The organism is Roseibacterium elongatum DSM 19469, from assembly GCF_000590925.1.
GTDB lineage: Bacteria > Pseudomonadota > Alphaproteobacteria > Rhodobacterales > Rhodobacteraceae > Roseibacterium > Roseibacterium elongatum.
Window position 1 is genome coordinate 3,434,705 of the sequence record NZ_CP004372.1, and the last position, 14,751, is coordinate 3,449,455.

The 14,751-nt window shown below is 64.7% G+C and carries 11 protein-coding genes and 3 pseudogenes; 1 reads left to right on the plus strand and 13 read right to left on the minus strand.

Translation table 11 applies throughout. The annotated features are described in order from the left end of the window. Positions 1-131: 131 nt before the first annotated feature. From purU to ROSELON_RS16645, 6 genes and pseudogenes are all read right to left on the minus strand, one after another. Positions 132-1,016, minus strand: a complete 885-nt coding sequence (gene purU, locus ROSELON_RS16620; RefSeq protein WP_025313419.1) for a formyltetrahydrofolate deformylase — start codon at positions 1,014-1,016, stop codon at positions 132-134. An 87-nt stretch (positions 1,017-1,103) separates the two neighbouring features. Further along, a pseudogene (folD, locus tag ROSELON_RS16625) lies at positions 1,104-2,005 on the minus strand (bifunctional methylenetetrahydrofolate dehydrogenase/methenyltetrahydrofolate cyclohydrolase FolD). Beyond that, positions 2,005-2,577, minus strand: coding sequence for a sarcosine oxidase subunit gamma (locus ROSELON_RS16630; protein WP_025313420.1), 573 nt, complete (start codon positions 2,575-2,577; stop codon positions 2,005-2,007). Before ROSELON_RS16630 ends, folD begins: the two are co-directional and overlap by 1 nt. Continuing rightward, positions 2,570-5,517 (minus strand): annotated as a pseudogene (locus ROSELON_RS16635) (sarcosine oxidase subunit alpha family protein). The gene ROSELON_RS16630 and the pseudogene ROSELON_RS16635 overlap by 8 nt, the downstream one beginning before the upstream one ends. After that, the gene (locus ROSELON_RS16640; protein ID WP_025313421.1) at positions 5,514-5,795 is read right to left on the minus strand and encodes a sarcosine oxidase subunit delta; all 282 of its coding nucleotides are present in this window, start codon (positions 5,793-5,795) and stop codon (positions 5,514-5,516) included. The pseudogene ROSELON_RS16635 and the gene ROSELON_RS16640 overlap by 4 nt, the downstream one beginning before the upstream one ends. 10 nt (positions 5,796-5,805) lie before the next feature. Then, entirely contained in the window at positions 5,806-7,056 is a 1,251-nt protein-coding gene (locus tag ROSELON_RS16645; RefSeq protein ID WP_025313422.1) for a sarcosine oxidase subunit beta family protein, read from the minus strand. A gap of 121 nt (positions 7,057-7,177) precedes the next feature. Between ROSELON_RS16645 and ROSELON_RS16650 the strand changes: the two genes are divergently transcribed. Next, a complete protein-coding gene (locus ROSELON_RS16650; RefSeq protein WP_025313423.1) occupies positions 7,178-8,125 on the plus strand; it encodes a GlxA family transcriptional regulator in 948 nt (315 codons plus the stop codon). Between the two features lie 30 nt (positions 8,126-8,155). Here the strand turns inward: ROSELON_RS16650 and glnT are convergent, their stop codons facing one another. The 7 genes and pseudogenes from glnT to ROSELON_RS18965 form a co-directional block, all read right to left on the minus strand. After that, complete coding sequence (gene glnT / locus ROSELON_RS16655) at positions 8,156-9,481, minus strand: type III glutamate--ammonia ligase (RefSeq protein WP_025313424.1); 1,326 nt, start codon at positions 9,479-9,481, stop codon at positions 8,156-8,158. A 59-nt stretch (positions 9,482-9,540) separates the two neighbouring features. Then, the gene (locus tag ROSELON_RS16660; RefSeq protein WP_025313425.1) at positions 9,541-10,866 is read right to left on the minus strand and encodes an FMN-binding glutamate synthase family protein; all 1,326 of its coding nucleotides are present in this window, start codon (positions 10,864-10,866) and stop codon (positions 9,541-9,543) included. Between the two features lie 10 nt (positions 10,867-10,876). After that, the gene (locus ROSELON_RS16665) at positions 10,877-11,563 is read right to left on the minus strand and encodes a GltB/FmdC/FwdC-like GXGXG domain-containing protein (protein ID WP_025313426.1); all 687 of its coding nucleotides are present in this window, start codon (positions 11,561-11,563) and stop codon (positions 10,877-10,879) included. 4 nt (positions 11,564-11,567) lie between these two features. Further along, positions 11,568-12,458, minus strand: a complete 891-nt coding sequence (locus ROSELON_RS16670; RefSeq protein WP_025313427.1) for a class II glutamine amidotransferase — start codon at positions 12,456-12,458, stop codon at positions 11,568-11,570. A gap of 197 nt (positions 12,459-12,655) precedes the next feature. Then, positions 12,656-13,288: a helix-turn-helix domain-containing protein gene (locus ROSELON_RS16675; RefSeq protein ID WP_025313428.1), complete on the minus strand. Its 633-nt coding sequence runs from the start codon at positions 13,286-13,288 to the stop codon at positions 12,656-12,658. Between the two features lie 41 nt (positions 13,289-13,329). Further along, positions 13,330-14,304, minus strand: coding sequence for an ABC transporter substrate-binding protein (locus ROSELON_RS16680; protein ID WP_281172837.1), 975 nt, complete (start codon positions 14,302-14,304; stop codon positions 13,330-13,332). Between the two features lie 64 nt (positions 14,305-14,368). Then, positions 14,369-14,695 (minus strand): annotated as a pseudogene (locus ROSELON_RS18965) (ABC transporter substrate-binding protein); the annotation flags it as partial. Positions 14,696-14,751 lie beyond the last annotated feature (56 nt).

Sequence of the window (14,751 nt, forward strand, 5' to 3'; positions counted from 1 at the left end):
CTTTTCCCTCGTTTAGACCAATTTTTGGGCACTGGTCCAGCGCCCTGCCCCAAAACAGGCCAAGGGGCGCGGCAAGCCCCCCCGCGCCCCTGTCACCAAGCCCCATCGCCCAAAAAGACGGGTTTAAGGCCTCAGCCCATGCGTTCGCTGGAATATCCCCCCGGCGAGGCCGGGAAGACCACCGTCTTGTTTCCATTCAGGAACACGCGGCGATGCGCATGGGCGTGAATGGCGCGGGCCAGCACCGCGCTTTCGACGTCACGGCCCAGCGACACGAAATCCTCGGCGCTTTGCGCATGGGTGATGCGCACCACGTCCTGCTCGATGATCGGCCCCTCATCCAGATCGGCCGTGACGTAATGCGAGGTCGCCCCGATCAGCTTTACCCCGCGGGCATAGGCCTGCTTGTACGGGTTCGCGCCCTTGAAGGACGGCAGGAACGAGTGATGGATGTTGATGATGCGCCCCGACATCTTGGTACACATTTCGTCGCTGAGGATCTGCATGTAGCGCGCCAGCACGATCAACTCGGCCTCGGTATCCTCGACCACCCGCATGATCGCGGCCTCGGCCTCGGGCTTGTTGTCCTTGGTGACGCGGATGCAATGAAAGGGAATGTCGTTGTTCACCACGACTTTCTGGTAATCCATGTGGTTCGAGATCACGGCCACGATCTCGACCGGCAGGGCGCCGATCCTGACCCGATAGAGCAGATCGTTGAGGCAGTGGCCAAAGCGCGAGACCATGATGACGACCTTCATCTTCCGCGTCTCGTCATGGAAGGCAAAACTCATGTCGAAGGCCTCGGCGATGTCGGCGAATGCGGCCTCGAGCGCGGTCTGGTCGGCACCTTTCTGCGACGCGAAACTGACCCGCATGAAAAACTGGCCCGTTTCCATGTCGTCATATTGCGAGCTGTCGGTGATGTTGCAGCCCTGATCGGCAAGAAAGGTCGCGATCGCCGCGACGATCCCGCGTTGCGTCTGGCACGTCACGGTCAGGCAAAATTTCGTCATGGTGCTCTCCATCTGCGGGGTGGCGCGGGTCGCGCCCCCTGTTGATCCTTGGGTTGGTCGGTTTCGGTGTGGTGAGGGCTCAGGCGGTCAGGCCGTCAGACCCTCGGGCTCGGGCAATCCATTGGCGCGGCAGGCGGCGGTCACGGTATTGGCCAGCAGGCAGGCGATGGTCATCGGGCCGACACCGCCGGGAACCGGGGTGATGGCGCCCGCCACCTCGGCCGCGCTGGCAAAGGCGACATCGCCGACCAGCCGCGTCTTGCCCTCGCCCTTTCGGGGGCCGGCACACGGTTGATGCCCACGTCGATCACCGTCGCACCGGGCTTGATCCAGTCAGCCGTCACCATCTCGGGCCGGCCCACGGCGGCGACGAGGATATCGGCGCGGCGGCAGACCTCTTCGATATCCTTGGTGCGCGAATGGGCGATGGTGACGGTGCAACTGTCACCCAGCAGCAGTTGCGCCATCGGTTTGCCGACGATGTTCGAGCGCCCGATCACCACCGCGTTCAGGCCGGACAGGCTGCCCAGATGATCGCGCAGCATCATCAGGCATCCCAGCGGCGTGCAGGGTACCATCGATTTCTGCCCTGTCCCCAGCAGCCCCACATTCGAGATATGAAACCCGTCCACATCCTTGGCCGGGTCGATGGCGTTGATGACAAGGTCGCTGTCCAGATGCCCCGGCAGCGGCAATTGAACCAGAATGCCATGCACCGCCGGGTCGGCGTTCAGTTGCTCGATCAGGGCCAGCAGATCGGCCTCGGACGTGTCGGCTGGCAGTTTGTGCTCGAACGAGGTCATCCCGACCTCGACCGTCTGCTTGCCCTTGTTGCGCACATAGACCTGGCTGGCGGGATCCTCGCCCACCAGCACCACGGCCAGACCCGGTGTGATGCCGTGATCGTCTTTCAGGCGCGTCACATGGCCCGCCACCTTGTCGCGGACGGTAGCTGCAAAGGCCTTTCCGTCGATGATATGTGCCGTCATTACGTCAATTCTCCGTCTGTCTGGGCACCGATCCGGCGCGCGGCGGTGCTCAGCGCGTGCCACAGCGCCCCCGCGTAGGTCCGCATTCCGATCACCGCAAGCCTGTCTTCGGCCCGACGGATCAGGAAAACCCCGATATGTTCAAGGGTCGTTCGTGTCGCGCAGCCGGGCCCGAAGGCCAGCGGGTCGAGATTGACGAGCTTGCGCATGATCTCATCAAGGGGGGCTGCGCCGCCGGTCGACGTGATGTCGAAGGCGGCAAACCCGTCCGTCTGTTCGGTGACCGACGCCTCGGGCACCTCGGATTTGAGCAACGCGGCAAGGTCTTGAGCGCCCGCCATTTCGATCATCCATTGGTCGCGTCCAGTCCAGAAGGCGCCGTAGTCGCCCATCTGCACGGCCCGGCCCACGTCGGGCAGGGTCAGGCCAAAGGGCGTGGGCACCCCCTGCCCCTTGCGCAGGCTCAGCGAGGCGAGGGAGAGGTCAGGCTGCTCGGTCAGGGTCAGCGCGCCGAAAACTTCCGATCGCGCAACCGTGCCGCCAAGCGCGGTGATGGGGGTCAGGTCAGTCACGCAAGCGTCCTCCTTCGGGGTCGACGAAATGGGCCGAGACGACTTCGACGCTCACCTCCTGCCCCTCCAACGGGTTGGCGGCGGTGATGACCTCGCCCATGCGAGCGTCGCCCTCTTCAAGGAAGCCAAGCGCGATATGGCTTTCCAGATGCGGCGAATAGCAAGCCGACGTGACCCACCCCTGATCGTTCGCCATGTCGCGCGGTGCATCCTTGGTGAACAGATGCGCACCGGCGGCCACGGGTTTTTGTGCGTTCACGGGTTTCAGCCCCACGAGGCGGCGTCGGTCGGCGGCCAGCCCCTCGCGGCGCGACAGGATTGCGCCGACGCTGTCCTTCTTGACCGAGACCATGCGGCCCAGCCCCAGCATCTGCGCCGTGGTCTGGCCGTTCAACTCGGCCCCGGCGGCGTGGCCCTTTTCGATCCGCAGAACGCCCAGTGCCTCGGTGCCGTAGGGGGTTGCGCCCAGATCCGCGCCCTTTTCCATCAGACGTTCCATCAGGGCGTGGCCGTAGCGGGCGGGCACGGCAACCTCGTAGGCCAGCTCGCCCGAGAACGAGATGCGGAAAAGACGCGCGCGCAAACCGCCGCAAATCGTCAATTCACGGCACGCCATGATGGGAAACGCCTCGTTCGAGATGTCGGCGTCATCGACAATGCGCTGCAGCAGCGTGCGAGACTGCGGCCCGGCCACGGCGATCTGCGCCCAGGCATCGGTGGTCGAGATCAGTTGCACATTGAGATCGGGCCAGACGGCTTGGCGAAAGAACTCCATCTGGCGATAGACCAGACCGGCGTTCGCTGTCGTGGTGGTGACGACATAGTGATCCTCGGCCAGTCGGGCGCAGGTGCCGTCGTCGTAGCAATGGCCATCCTCGCGCAGCATCAACCCGTAGCGGACCATGCCGACCTTCAGCGTGCCCATCATGTTTGCATAGACGCGGTTAAGGAATTCACCGGCATCCGCGCCCTGCACGTCGATCTTGCCCAGCGTGGTCACGTCGCACAGGCCCACGCCCGAGCGGACGGCCAGAACCTCGCGATCGACGCTTTCGCGCCAATGGGTTTCACCCGGTTGCGGGAAGAATTGCGCGCGCATCCACGGGCCGACCTCGACGAATTCGGCACCTAGCGCCTCGGCCCAGTGGTGGGTGGGGGTCAGGCGTTTGGGCCGGAAATGCGGCCCCGTGTCACCGCCGCCCAGCACCGAGAGCGAGACGCCGGTATAGGGCGGTCGGAAAATGGTCGTGCCGGTCTGCGGGATGGTCTTGCCCGTCAGTTCGGCCATTACCGCCAGCGCCGAGATGTTCGCGGTCTTGCCCTGATCGGTGGCCATGCCCAGCGTCGTCCAACGCTTCAGATGCTCGACCGGGCGCATGTTTTCCTTATGGGCCAAGGCGATATCCTTGACCGTGACGTCGTTCTGGAAATCGACCCAGGCGCGACGTTTGCTGGGGACGTGCCAGAAAGCGTCCTGTGCGGCGGGGGCGTTTTCGGCCTGCGGCAGGGGGATGGGCCTGGCGGCGATGTCGATCTCCAGAAGCGCCGTAATCGCCGCTTGCATCCCATCGGCCAGAGCCTCCGCCGTTCCGCCCTTGCCCGCCGCAGCGCCCGCCGGGATCAGGCCTTGCGGGCCGTTCGGCCCCGGCACGAAGGCCAGCAAATCGTCATCCCAAACTGGCCGCCCGCGATGATGCGAGGCGAGATGCACGTTCGGGTTCCACCCCCCCGCAACGCCCAGCGCGCCGACCGAATGCCATTCGGATTGGCCGTTGCGCGTCACCTCGATGGCATAGAGGCTCTGGCGGCCCTTGGTGCCGGTCACGGTGGCCCCGGCAAAGACCTGATAGTCGCCAAAACACGGCGCATCCGCGCGGCTGTCGATCACGCCAAGCACACGCGCGCCATGGGCGATCAGGTCCATTGCCGTGCGGTGGCCGTCTCGCCATTGGTGAAGATGGCAATGGGGTCATCGGCATGCTTCAGCGGCGTGACGGCCCAACGGTTGGCATAGGCGCGCATCGCCCCGGCCAGCATGATGCCGGGGCGGTCATTGTCGGCAAAGGGGATATTCCGCTCGGTCGCGCCGGCGGCCAGCACCGCGCGTTTCGCCGTGATCCGCCACAGCGTCTGGCGCACGGTGTCGCCGGGTGTGGGCAGGTGGTCGGCCACACGCTCGACCGCGCCATAGATGCCGTGATCGTAGACGCCGAAAACGGTGGTGCGCGGCATGACGCGGACGTTCGGCAGGCTTTCCAACTCGGCGCGGGTGGTGGCCACCCAGTCGGCCGCCTTGGCCCCGTCCAGCATATCGCGTTCGGCCAGCAGACGCCCGCCAAGGGCAAAATCCTCATCAGCGAGGATCACCTGCGCGCCTGCTCGGCCCGCCGTCAGTGCCGCCGACAACCCCGCCGCGCCGCCACCGATGACCAACAGGTCGCAATGCAGGAAACCTTTGTCATAGGCATCAGGGTCAGCCTGCATCGACAAGGCCCCCAGCCCCGCCGCGCGGCGGATCACGGGTTCATAGAGCTTTTCCCAGAACGCCTTGGGCCACATGAAGGTCTTGTAATAGAAGCCCGCTGCGAGGAAGGGCGACAGCAGGTCGTTGACCGCCAACAGGTCCCGGCCAAGCGATCCGATATGGTTCTGCGAGCGCGCGCTGAGGCCATCATAGAGTTCGGCCACGGTGGCGCGGGTGTTCGGCTCGGCCCGCGCGCCATCGCGCAGGGTGACCATGGCGTTCGGCTCTTCCGACCCAGCGGCGAACACCCCGCGCGGGCGGTGATACTTGAAGCTGCGGCCCATCAGCTGCACGCCATTGGCCAAAAGCGCCGAGGCCAGCGTGTCGCCCTGATAGCCCCTATACTCGGTGCCATTGAAGCTGAAGCGGAGGCGCGCGGCGCGGTCGATCAGACCGCCCTTGGACAGACGGGTCATTGCGCCCCCCCCGGTTTCACGTCGCTGGCCAGTTCCGCGCCAAGGATCTCATGGGTGGTGGTGTCACGTGTGACGACCAGCCAGGATCGGTCGCCGGCCTCGTGAAACCACAACTCGCGATGCACGCCCGCCGGGTTGTCGCGCAGGAAGACGTAGTCGGCAAAGGCCTCCTCGGCGTCGTCGCGCGTGGGGTCAGGCCGCTGCATCAGCGATGCGTCGCCGAGATAGGTGAATTCCTGCGCGTCACGCAGGCCAAGCAGGGGATGGGGGATCAGCATCCGGGCGACCTCAATGCAGGTTGGGTTGGGCGCCAACGCCCTTTTCATCGATGACATGGCCGCGCGCGAAGCGGTCGAACCGGTAGGCGGTGGCCGTCTCGTGCGGGCGGTCGGTGGCCAGCAGATGGGCAAAGGCGTAGCCGGAGGCCGGCGTCGCCTTGAACCCGCCATAGCACCAGCCACCGTTGAAATAGAGGCCGTCAATGTCGGTACGATCGATGATGGGCGAGCCGTCCATCGACATGTCCATCACCCCGCCCCAGGCGCGCAGCAGGCGGGCGCGCCCGATCATCGGCATCAGGGCCATGCCGCCCTCGATCACGTCCTCGACCACGGGCAGGTTGCCGCGCTGCGCGTAGGAGTTGTAGCCGTCGATATCGCCGCCAAAGACCAGCCCGCCCTTGTCGGACTGGCTGACATAGAAATGCCCCGCGCCAAAGGTGATGACGCCGGGGATGGTGGGTTTCAGCCCCTCGGAGACGAAGGCCTGCAAGACGTGGCTTTCGATCGGTAGGCGCATGCCGGCCATGGACATCACGCGGCTCGAATTGCCGGCCACGGCGACGCCCACCTTTTTCGCACCGATATACCCGCGCGAGGTCTCGACCCCCTGCACCGCGCCACCCTCGATCCGAAAGCCGGTGACCTCGCAATTCTGGATGATGTCGACGCCGCGCTGGTCGGCCCCGCGCGCATATCCCCAGACGACACCATCGTGGCGCGCGGTGCCGGCGCGGGACTGCATCAGCCCGCCCTTGATGGGAAAGCGCGGGTTGTCGTAATTCAGGAACGGCACCATCTGGCGCAGCTCATCTCGCCCCAGCAAGCGCGCATCAGCCCCCGCCAGCAGCATCGCGTTGCCGCGCCTGCGATAGGCGTCGCGTTGGCCATCGGTGTGGATCAGGTTGATGATGCCGCGCTGGCTGACCATCGAATTGAAATTGGTTTCCTGTTCCAGGTTCTCCCACAGCTTCATGGAAAACTCGTAGAACGGCTCGTTGCCCGGCAGCAGGTAATTGGAGCGGATGATCGTGGTGTTGCGCCCGATATTGCCCGAGCCGAGCCAGCCCTTTTCCAGCACCGCGACCTTCAATTCGCCAAAGGTGTGCGCGAGGTAAAAGGCCGTGGCCAACCCATGCCCGCCGCCGCCGACGATGACGATGTCATAGGCCGGTTTCGGATCCGGGTCGCGCCAGAGGGGGCGCCAACCCTTGTGGCCGGTCAGCGCCTCTTTCACGACCTTGAAGCCAGAGAATGTCATGCGGTGCTCTCCAAATGCCTTGTGATTTTTCTAACCGGGAAACGTGTTTGTCTCTTCCTGTTTCAGGCCATTTTCATTCATAATCGAGACATGCTTTCGAAGTTGCGGACCCAAATGCCCGATGAAGAGAATAGCCTTTCTGCTGCTGGACGGTTTCGCGCTGATGTCGACGGCCTCGGCGTTGGAGCCGTTGCGCGCGGCGAACCTGTTTTCGCCAACCATCCGCTATGACATCACGCTGCTGTCAGATACCGGGCGGCAGGCCACGTCCTCGGCCGGGGGTGTGTTCGAGGCGCGGCCCTATCGCGATGCGGTGCCGCTTTACGATCTGCTGTTCGTGGTGGCCGGCGGCGACCCTGCGCAGGTGCATGACCCCGCCCTTTTCGCATGGCTCAGGCAAGCGGATCGCAATGGCGTGGCGCTTGGCGGCATTTCGGGGGGTGCGGTGGTGCTGGCAAAGGCGGGGCTGTTGAAAAACCGCCGCTTTACGGTGCATTGGCACCACTACGAGGAATTCGAAACCCTGCCCGGCGAGTGGCTGCTGGAACGGCGCCTGTTCGTGATCGACCGCGACCGCTACACCTGCGCGGGCGGATCGGCGCCACTGGACATGATGCACGCGATCATCGCGCGCGATCACGGCACGGGCTTTGCGCAACGCATTTCCGATTGGTTCATCCAGACCGAGATACGCGGCGCGGATGCCCCCCAACGCCGCGCGACGGCGCGGGCCTATGGCGCGGTGCCGCCCCCGGTCGAGGCTGCGCTGGACCTGATGGAAAGCCATGTCGCCGATCCCCTTTCGCAGGACCAGATCGCGGTGCTGTCGGGCCTGTCGATCCGGCAATTGCAGCGCCAGTTCCGGGCCGTGACGGGGCGGTCGGTGATGCAGGAATACCGCCGCATCCGGCTGGAAACCGGGCGCGACCTGGTCACCGAGACGCGCCTGCCGCTGGCCGAGATCGCGCATATGACAGGGTTTTCGTCGCAGGCGCATTTCTCGGATGCGTTCTCGGCGCTGTTCGGCGCGGCGCCTTCGACCTTGCGCAAACAGAAAGGCCCGGACTGAGCCGGGCCTTCTGGCAAAAGATCGTCGCGCTTAGATATCGAGCGTGTGCTCCTTCTCCCATCGCGAAAAATGCGACACGAAGGAGTTCCATTCCTGGTGCTTCATCTTGATGAAAGAGGACGAGAAATCGGGGCCCAGCATTGCCGTCAGCTCGTCATCAGCCTCGAGCGCGCGAATGGCGTCCAGCATGTTCAGCGGCAGTTTCGGCGCGCCCTCGATCTTGTGGCCCTCGGCATACATGTCGATGTCGTAGCGCGGGCCGGGATCGGCCTTGGTGCGGATGCCCGACAGGCCCGCCGCGATGATGACCGCCTGCAGCAGATAGGGGTTCACCGCCCCGTCCGGCAGCCGCAACTCGAACCGGCCCGGCCCCGGCACGCGCACCATGTGGGTGCGGTTGTTGCCCGTCCAGGTCACCGTGTTGGGCGCCCAGGTCGCGCCCGACATGGTGCGCGGTGCGTTGATCCGCTTGTAGGAATTGACCGTGGGGTTGGTGATTGCGGCCAGCGCCTCGGCGTGTTTCATGATCCCGCCCAGGAAATACCCGCCCTGCTGCGACAGGCCGACCTCGCCGATCTGGCCGCCCGCGTCGCCCGCAAAGGCGTTGGTCTTGCCGTCCAGATCCCAGACCGAGATATGCGCATGACAGCCATTGCCCGTCAGGCCCGCGATGGGTTTGGGCATGAAGGTGGCGCGCAGCCCGTGCTTTTCAGCGACCGATTTGACCATGAACTTGAAAAAACTGTGGCGATCGGCCGTGACCAGCACATCGGCGAACTCCCAATTCATCTCGAACTGGCCGTTCGCGTCCTCGTGGTCGTTCTGATACGGCCCCCAGCCCAGATCGAGCATGTAGTCGCAGACCTCGGCCACCACGTCGTAGCGGCGCATCACGGCCTGCTGGTCGTAGCAGGGCTTTTCCGCCGTATCGAACGGGTCGGAGATCTGATCGCCCTCGGGCGTCAGCAGGAAGAATTCCGCCTCGATCCCTGTCTTGACGCGCAGCCCCTCGGCCTCGGCCTCGGCGATCAGCTTTTTCAACACGTTGCGCGGGGCCTGTTCGACGGGCGCGCCCTCCATCACGCAATCGGCGGGCACCCAGGCGACCTCTGGCTTCCACGGCAGTTGGATCGCGGCGTCGGCGTCCGGCACGGCCAGCATGTCGGGGTGCGCCGGCGTCAGATCCAGCCATGTGGCAAACCCGGCAAAGCCCGCGCCCTCTTCCTCCATGTCGGCGACGGCCTGCGCGGGCACCAGTTTGGCGCGCTGCCCGCCGAACAGATCGGTGTAGGAGATCATGAAATACTTGACGCCGGTCTTCGCGGCGAAGTCTGCCAGTTTGCTCATCGTCGTCATCCTTTATCCTGTTGATGAAAGAGGGGCGCAGTGGCCCCTCTCGATCCTGTCCGCTCGCGTCAGAAACCCGGCTTGCCCGGATACCAGTTGGTCCCCGACAGTGGCACCTGCGCCATGGCGGCCGCCTCGAGCGTCAGCGCGCACAGGTCCTCGGGTTCGAGGTTGTGGACATGGTTGTGCCCACAGGCCCGCGCGATGGTCTGGCATTCCAGCGTCATCACGTTGAGGTAGTTGCGCAGCTTGCGCCCGGCCGCCATCGGGTCGAGACGCTTCATCAACTCGGGGTCCTGCGTGGTGATGCCGGCAGGGTCGCGCCCCTCGTGCCAGTCGTCATAGGCGCCCGCGGTGGACCCGAGCGCCTGATACTCGGCCTCCCATTTCGGGTCATTGTCGCCGATGGCGATCAGCGCCGCCGACCCGATCGAGACCGCATCGGCCCCCAGCGCCAGCGCCTTGGCCACGTCGGCCCCGCTGCGGATCCCGCCCGAGACGACAAGCTGAACCTCGCGGTGCATGCCCAGATCCTGCAAGGCCAGCACGGCGGGGCGGATGCACGCCAGCGTGGGCTGGCCGACATGTTCGATGAACACGTCCTGCGTGGCCGCCGTGCCGCCCTGCATCCCGTCCAGCACGACCACATCCGCGCCCGCCTTGACCGCCAGCGCGGTGTCGTAATAGGGGCGCGCGCCGCCCACCTTGATGTAGATCGGCTTTTCCCAGTTGGTGATTTCGCGCAGCTCGAGGATCTTGATTTCCAGATCATCGGGGCCCGTCCAATCCGGGTGACGACAGGCGGAACGCTGGTCGATGCCCACCGGCAGGTCGCGCATGCCCGCAACGCGTTCGGTGATCTTTTGCCCCAGCAACATGCCGCCGCCGCCAGGTTTAGCCCCCTGCCCCACGACGATCTCGATCGCGTCGGCGCGGCGCAGGTCGTCGGGGTTCATCCCGTAGCGCGACGGCAGGTATTGATAGACCAGCTTTTCGGAATGGCCGCGCTCTTCCTCGGTCATGCCGCCGTCGCCCGTGGTGGTCGAGGTGCCCGCCATCGTCGCGCCGCGACCCAGCGCCTCCTTGGCATTGGCAGACAGCGAGCCGAAGGACATGCCCGCAATGGTGATCGGGATCTTCAGCTCGATGGGCTTTTTCGCGAACCGCGTGCCCAGCGTCACGGCCGTCTCGCATTTTTCGCGGTAGCCCTCGAGCGGGTAGCGCGACATCGACGCGCCCAGAAACAGCAGGTCGTCGAAATGCGGCACACGGCGTTTCGCGCCCCCGCCCCGGATATCGTAGATGCCGGTATCGGCCGCGCGACGGATCTCCGAGTTGATCGAGTTGGAAAACGTCCAGCTCTGGCGCGGTTCGGTCTGTGGTGTCTTGTCCATGTCGCGCTCCTCAGTATTCGTCGGCGTGGTCGATGTTGAAATTGTACAACTTGCGGGCCGAGCCATAGCGCTTGAACTCTTCCGGCTTGGCATCAGCGCCCGCCTCGTCCAGCAGCTTGGCCAGGATTTTCAGGTGCTCGGGCCGCATCTCCTTCTCGATGCAGTCGGCGCCCAGCGACTTGACGCTGCCGCGCACGAACAGCCGCGCCTCGTAAAGCGAGTCGCCCAGCGCATCGCCCGCATCGCCCAGCACGACAAGGTTGCCCTTTTGCGCCATGAAGGCGGACATGTGGCCGATGTTTCCGTGCACCACAATGTCGATCCCCTTCATCGAGATACCACAGCGCGACGAGGCATTGCCCTTGATGTTGAGCAATCCGCCATGCCCCGTGGCCCCCGCATATTGGCTGGCGTCGCCCTCAATCGTGACGGTGCCGGACATCATGTTCTCGGCCACGCCCGGCCCGGCGGACCCTTCGACCGTGACGGTGGCTTCCTTGTTCATCCCGGCGCAGTAATAGCCGGTCGAGCCCTTGATGGTGACCGCTAGCGGCCCGTCGAGGCCGCAGGCCATCGCATGCGCCCCGCGCGGGTTGATGATCTCGTAATCCTCGTTGGCCTGTGCGCGGGCCGCGGCCTGAAGCGTGGTGTTGACCGCGCGCAGGTCGGTCGCGGTCAGATCGAGCGTGGTGGTCATTGGCTCAGCGCTCCCAGAAATAGACGGTGGCAGGTTCGGGTTCCCAGACGCGGGCCGCCTCGATCCCCGGCAGATCGGCAAAGGCCCGGTATTCCGAGGCGAAGGCGACGTAATCCTCGGTCTCGGCCATGACGGCGGGCTTGCAGGCGATGGGGTCGCGCACCACGCCGAACCCGTCTTTCGTGCCGGTGACGAAGGTGAAGAACCCGTCAAGGTCCTTGATCGTGCCCTCGAGCGCCTCGCCCAGGGTGGCCCCATCGGCGATCCGAGACGAGATATAGGCCGCGCCGACCTCGGTATCGTTCTCCGAGCGGGTGAAAACGCCCTTGCGCGCCAGCGTGCGGCGCATCTGGTTGTGGTTCGACAGCGACCCGTTATGCACAAGGCATTGGTCGTCGGCGGTCGAAAAGGGATGCGCGCCCATCGTGGTCACGGCCGATTCCGTGGCCATTCGGGTGTGCCCGATCCCGTGCGAGCCACCCATGTCACGCAGGCCAAAGCGCGCGGTGACATCCTTGGGCAGGCCGACCTCCTTGTAGATTTCCATCGAGCTTCCCGCGCCCATGATGCGCAGGCCGACCTCTTCCAGCCACGCGATCGCTGCGGCCTCTGAGGCCTCGGGGACGGTCAGGACGGCATGGGTATCGACGACCTTGATCGTCACCGGCCCGTCGATCGCCGCCGAGACCGCGACGTCGAGATTGCCGAACGCCTCTTCGGGGCTGTCCGATTGTACCGTGATCTTCACCATGCCCTCGGTCTCGGGGCCGTAGATCGCGATACCCGCGCTGTCGGGGCCGCGATCGGTCATGGTAATGAGCATATCGGTCAGCATGTCGCCCAGTTGCGGGCGCAGGTCATCCTTTTTCAGGAAGAGGCCAACAATGCCACACATAGGTTCCTCCGTGATGGGTGTGATCCCGGCGAGGTTCGCGCCGTCACGACATCACTAAAGAGAAACCTATTTTCCCTTCAAGAAAGTATTCCACGATATGCGAGAAATCCCGCCCCGTGGCTGCGTTTGCATGTTTTTCGGGCAGAAACCGCCAGCCATCGTCGATTCCGCCCAGTTTTCGGGCATGTTTCGCCCGATTAGTGGGCTTGGGGATAAGTGATGATCGACAGGTAGCGGGCGGGAATCTCGACCAACTCCTCGGGGCCATGGGGGGCGTCGGCATCGAACAGCAGCGAGTCGCCCGGTTCCAGATCGTACATCTTGTCGCCGTGGCGGTAGCTGACCCGCCCCTCCAGCATATAGAGGACCTCGATCCCCTCGTGTTGAAAGGCCGGGAACCGATCGGACGTACTGTCGAGCGTGATCAGATAGGGTTCGACCACCACGCCGGAATTGTTCGATCCGATATGTCCCAGCAGGTTGTACTGATGCCCGGCGCGCGTTCCGGCGCGCTCGATCTCGGCGCCCTGCCCCGCCTTGACATGCATGCAGCCGCGATCTTCCTCGTATCCGGCGAACAGTTGCACCAACGGCACGCGCAACCCGTGCGCCAGCGCCGAAATCGTGTTGAGCGAGGCCGAAATCACCCCGTTCTCGATTTTCGACAGCATGCCGACCGAGATACCCGTCTGCGCCGCCAGATCGGCCCCCGTCATGCGCTGACGCTTGCGCAGCTCGCGCACCTGCCGCCCGATCGCAACCTCGAGGTTCTTTTCCCGTGGTTCCTTTACGGCATGGGGGTTTTGCTGCAGCCTGTTGCGCTCGGGCATGTCTTTCCTTTCCTCCGGCGGTGCGGGGCGCACCGGGTTTCTCAGTCGTCGGCCAGGGCGCGGGCCAGGTCGGGCTTGGCACGCTGGTGCCACAGCTGGTGCAATGCCTCCAGTTCCGCGACGAGAAGGGGGCCGTTGCCCTTGAGCCAATCCAGCACCGAGCCGAATTCCTGTATGCGCGCCTTGCCGTCGCGGATCGCCACAACCGGCCAATCCCCCACCAGGGCGTTGTCGATCCCGAACACCTCGGTTCCCCACCAGCTTGCCAGACCGAAGGCATGGGGCATCCGCCGCCCCCGCTTCAACGCCGTCAGAACGGTGGCGGGCGTCAGACTGTCGGCGGTTTCGACCGCCTCGTGCCACAAATCCAGGATGAAGGCATATTCCCAGCTGACCGCGGACCACAGGCCCGGAAACCTCTCGTTGTAGCTGTCGAAAAATGCCTTGGGCCGGTGAAAGAAAAACGCCGAGTCGCCCAGCTTTGGGTCATCGAAATCGGGAAACTGAAAGGTGACCCGCTCCATGAACCGGGACGAGGTGCGTTCAATCAGGCGTTGGTAATTGTCACAGGTGCAGGACAGGATCTGCCCCGTGAACCCGGCCTCGAAGGCCGCCACCGTCAGCGCCTCGACCATCGGCGGCGCGGAAGAACACCAGCACAGGATATCCGGATCACGGGCCAGCATCCGCGCGACGATCTCAGCCGCATCGGCAGTATCGGGATCGTAGGAGATTTCGGCCACGATCTCGCGCGCGGCCACCTTGAAGGCGGCGCGATAGGTCGCCAGTGACGGCAAACCCATCAGATCGGTCTGCGAACACATGGCCACGCGCCGCGCCTTGGGCCGATGCCGCGCCAGCCAATCCACCCCCGTGACATTGAAGAACGGGTGCACCTCGGCCGGGGCGATCAGATAGGGGTGATCCGGCGACAGGTCCGAGGGCAGCAAGGTAGCGGTCAGCACCCGTCGCTGCATCAGATAGGCCAAGGCAAGGCCCAACTCGCCGCCCCCCACGCGTCATGACCAGGCGCACGCGCTGCATCTCGACCATCCGCCGCGCGGCCTCCAGCGCGCCCTCCGGCCCGGCGGCGCTGTCTTCGACGATCAACTCGACCAAATGCCGACGCCCGGCCACCATCATGCCGCCATGGGCGTTGATCCACTCGACCCACAGGCGGCAGCCCTGGACACCGGGCCGGCCCCAGCGTTCTTCGCGGCCCGATAGCGGCACCAGGGCGCCGACCCGGATCGGCGCGCGATCCTGAACACTCAATCTCGGAAGCGCGCCGGCAACGGCAAGTCTCTGCGCCAGCGACGATGTGCTCACTTTTTGGTCTCCCGCATATTTTTTCGCCAATCCGTATTCGCAGGTCGGTGGATTCATATTCCTCCAAAGAAAATTCATTGACCATAGGAAAAATATTGGCCCACACCGAAGTCATCAGATAGAACCAGTTGTGA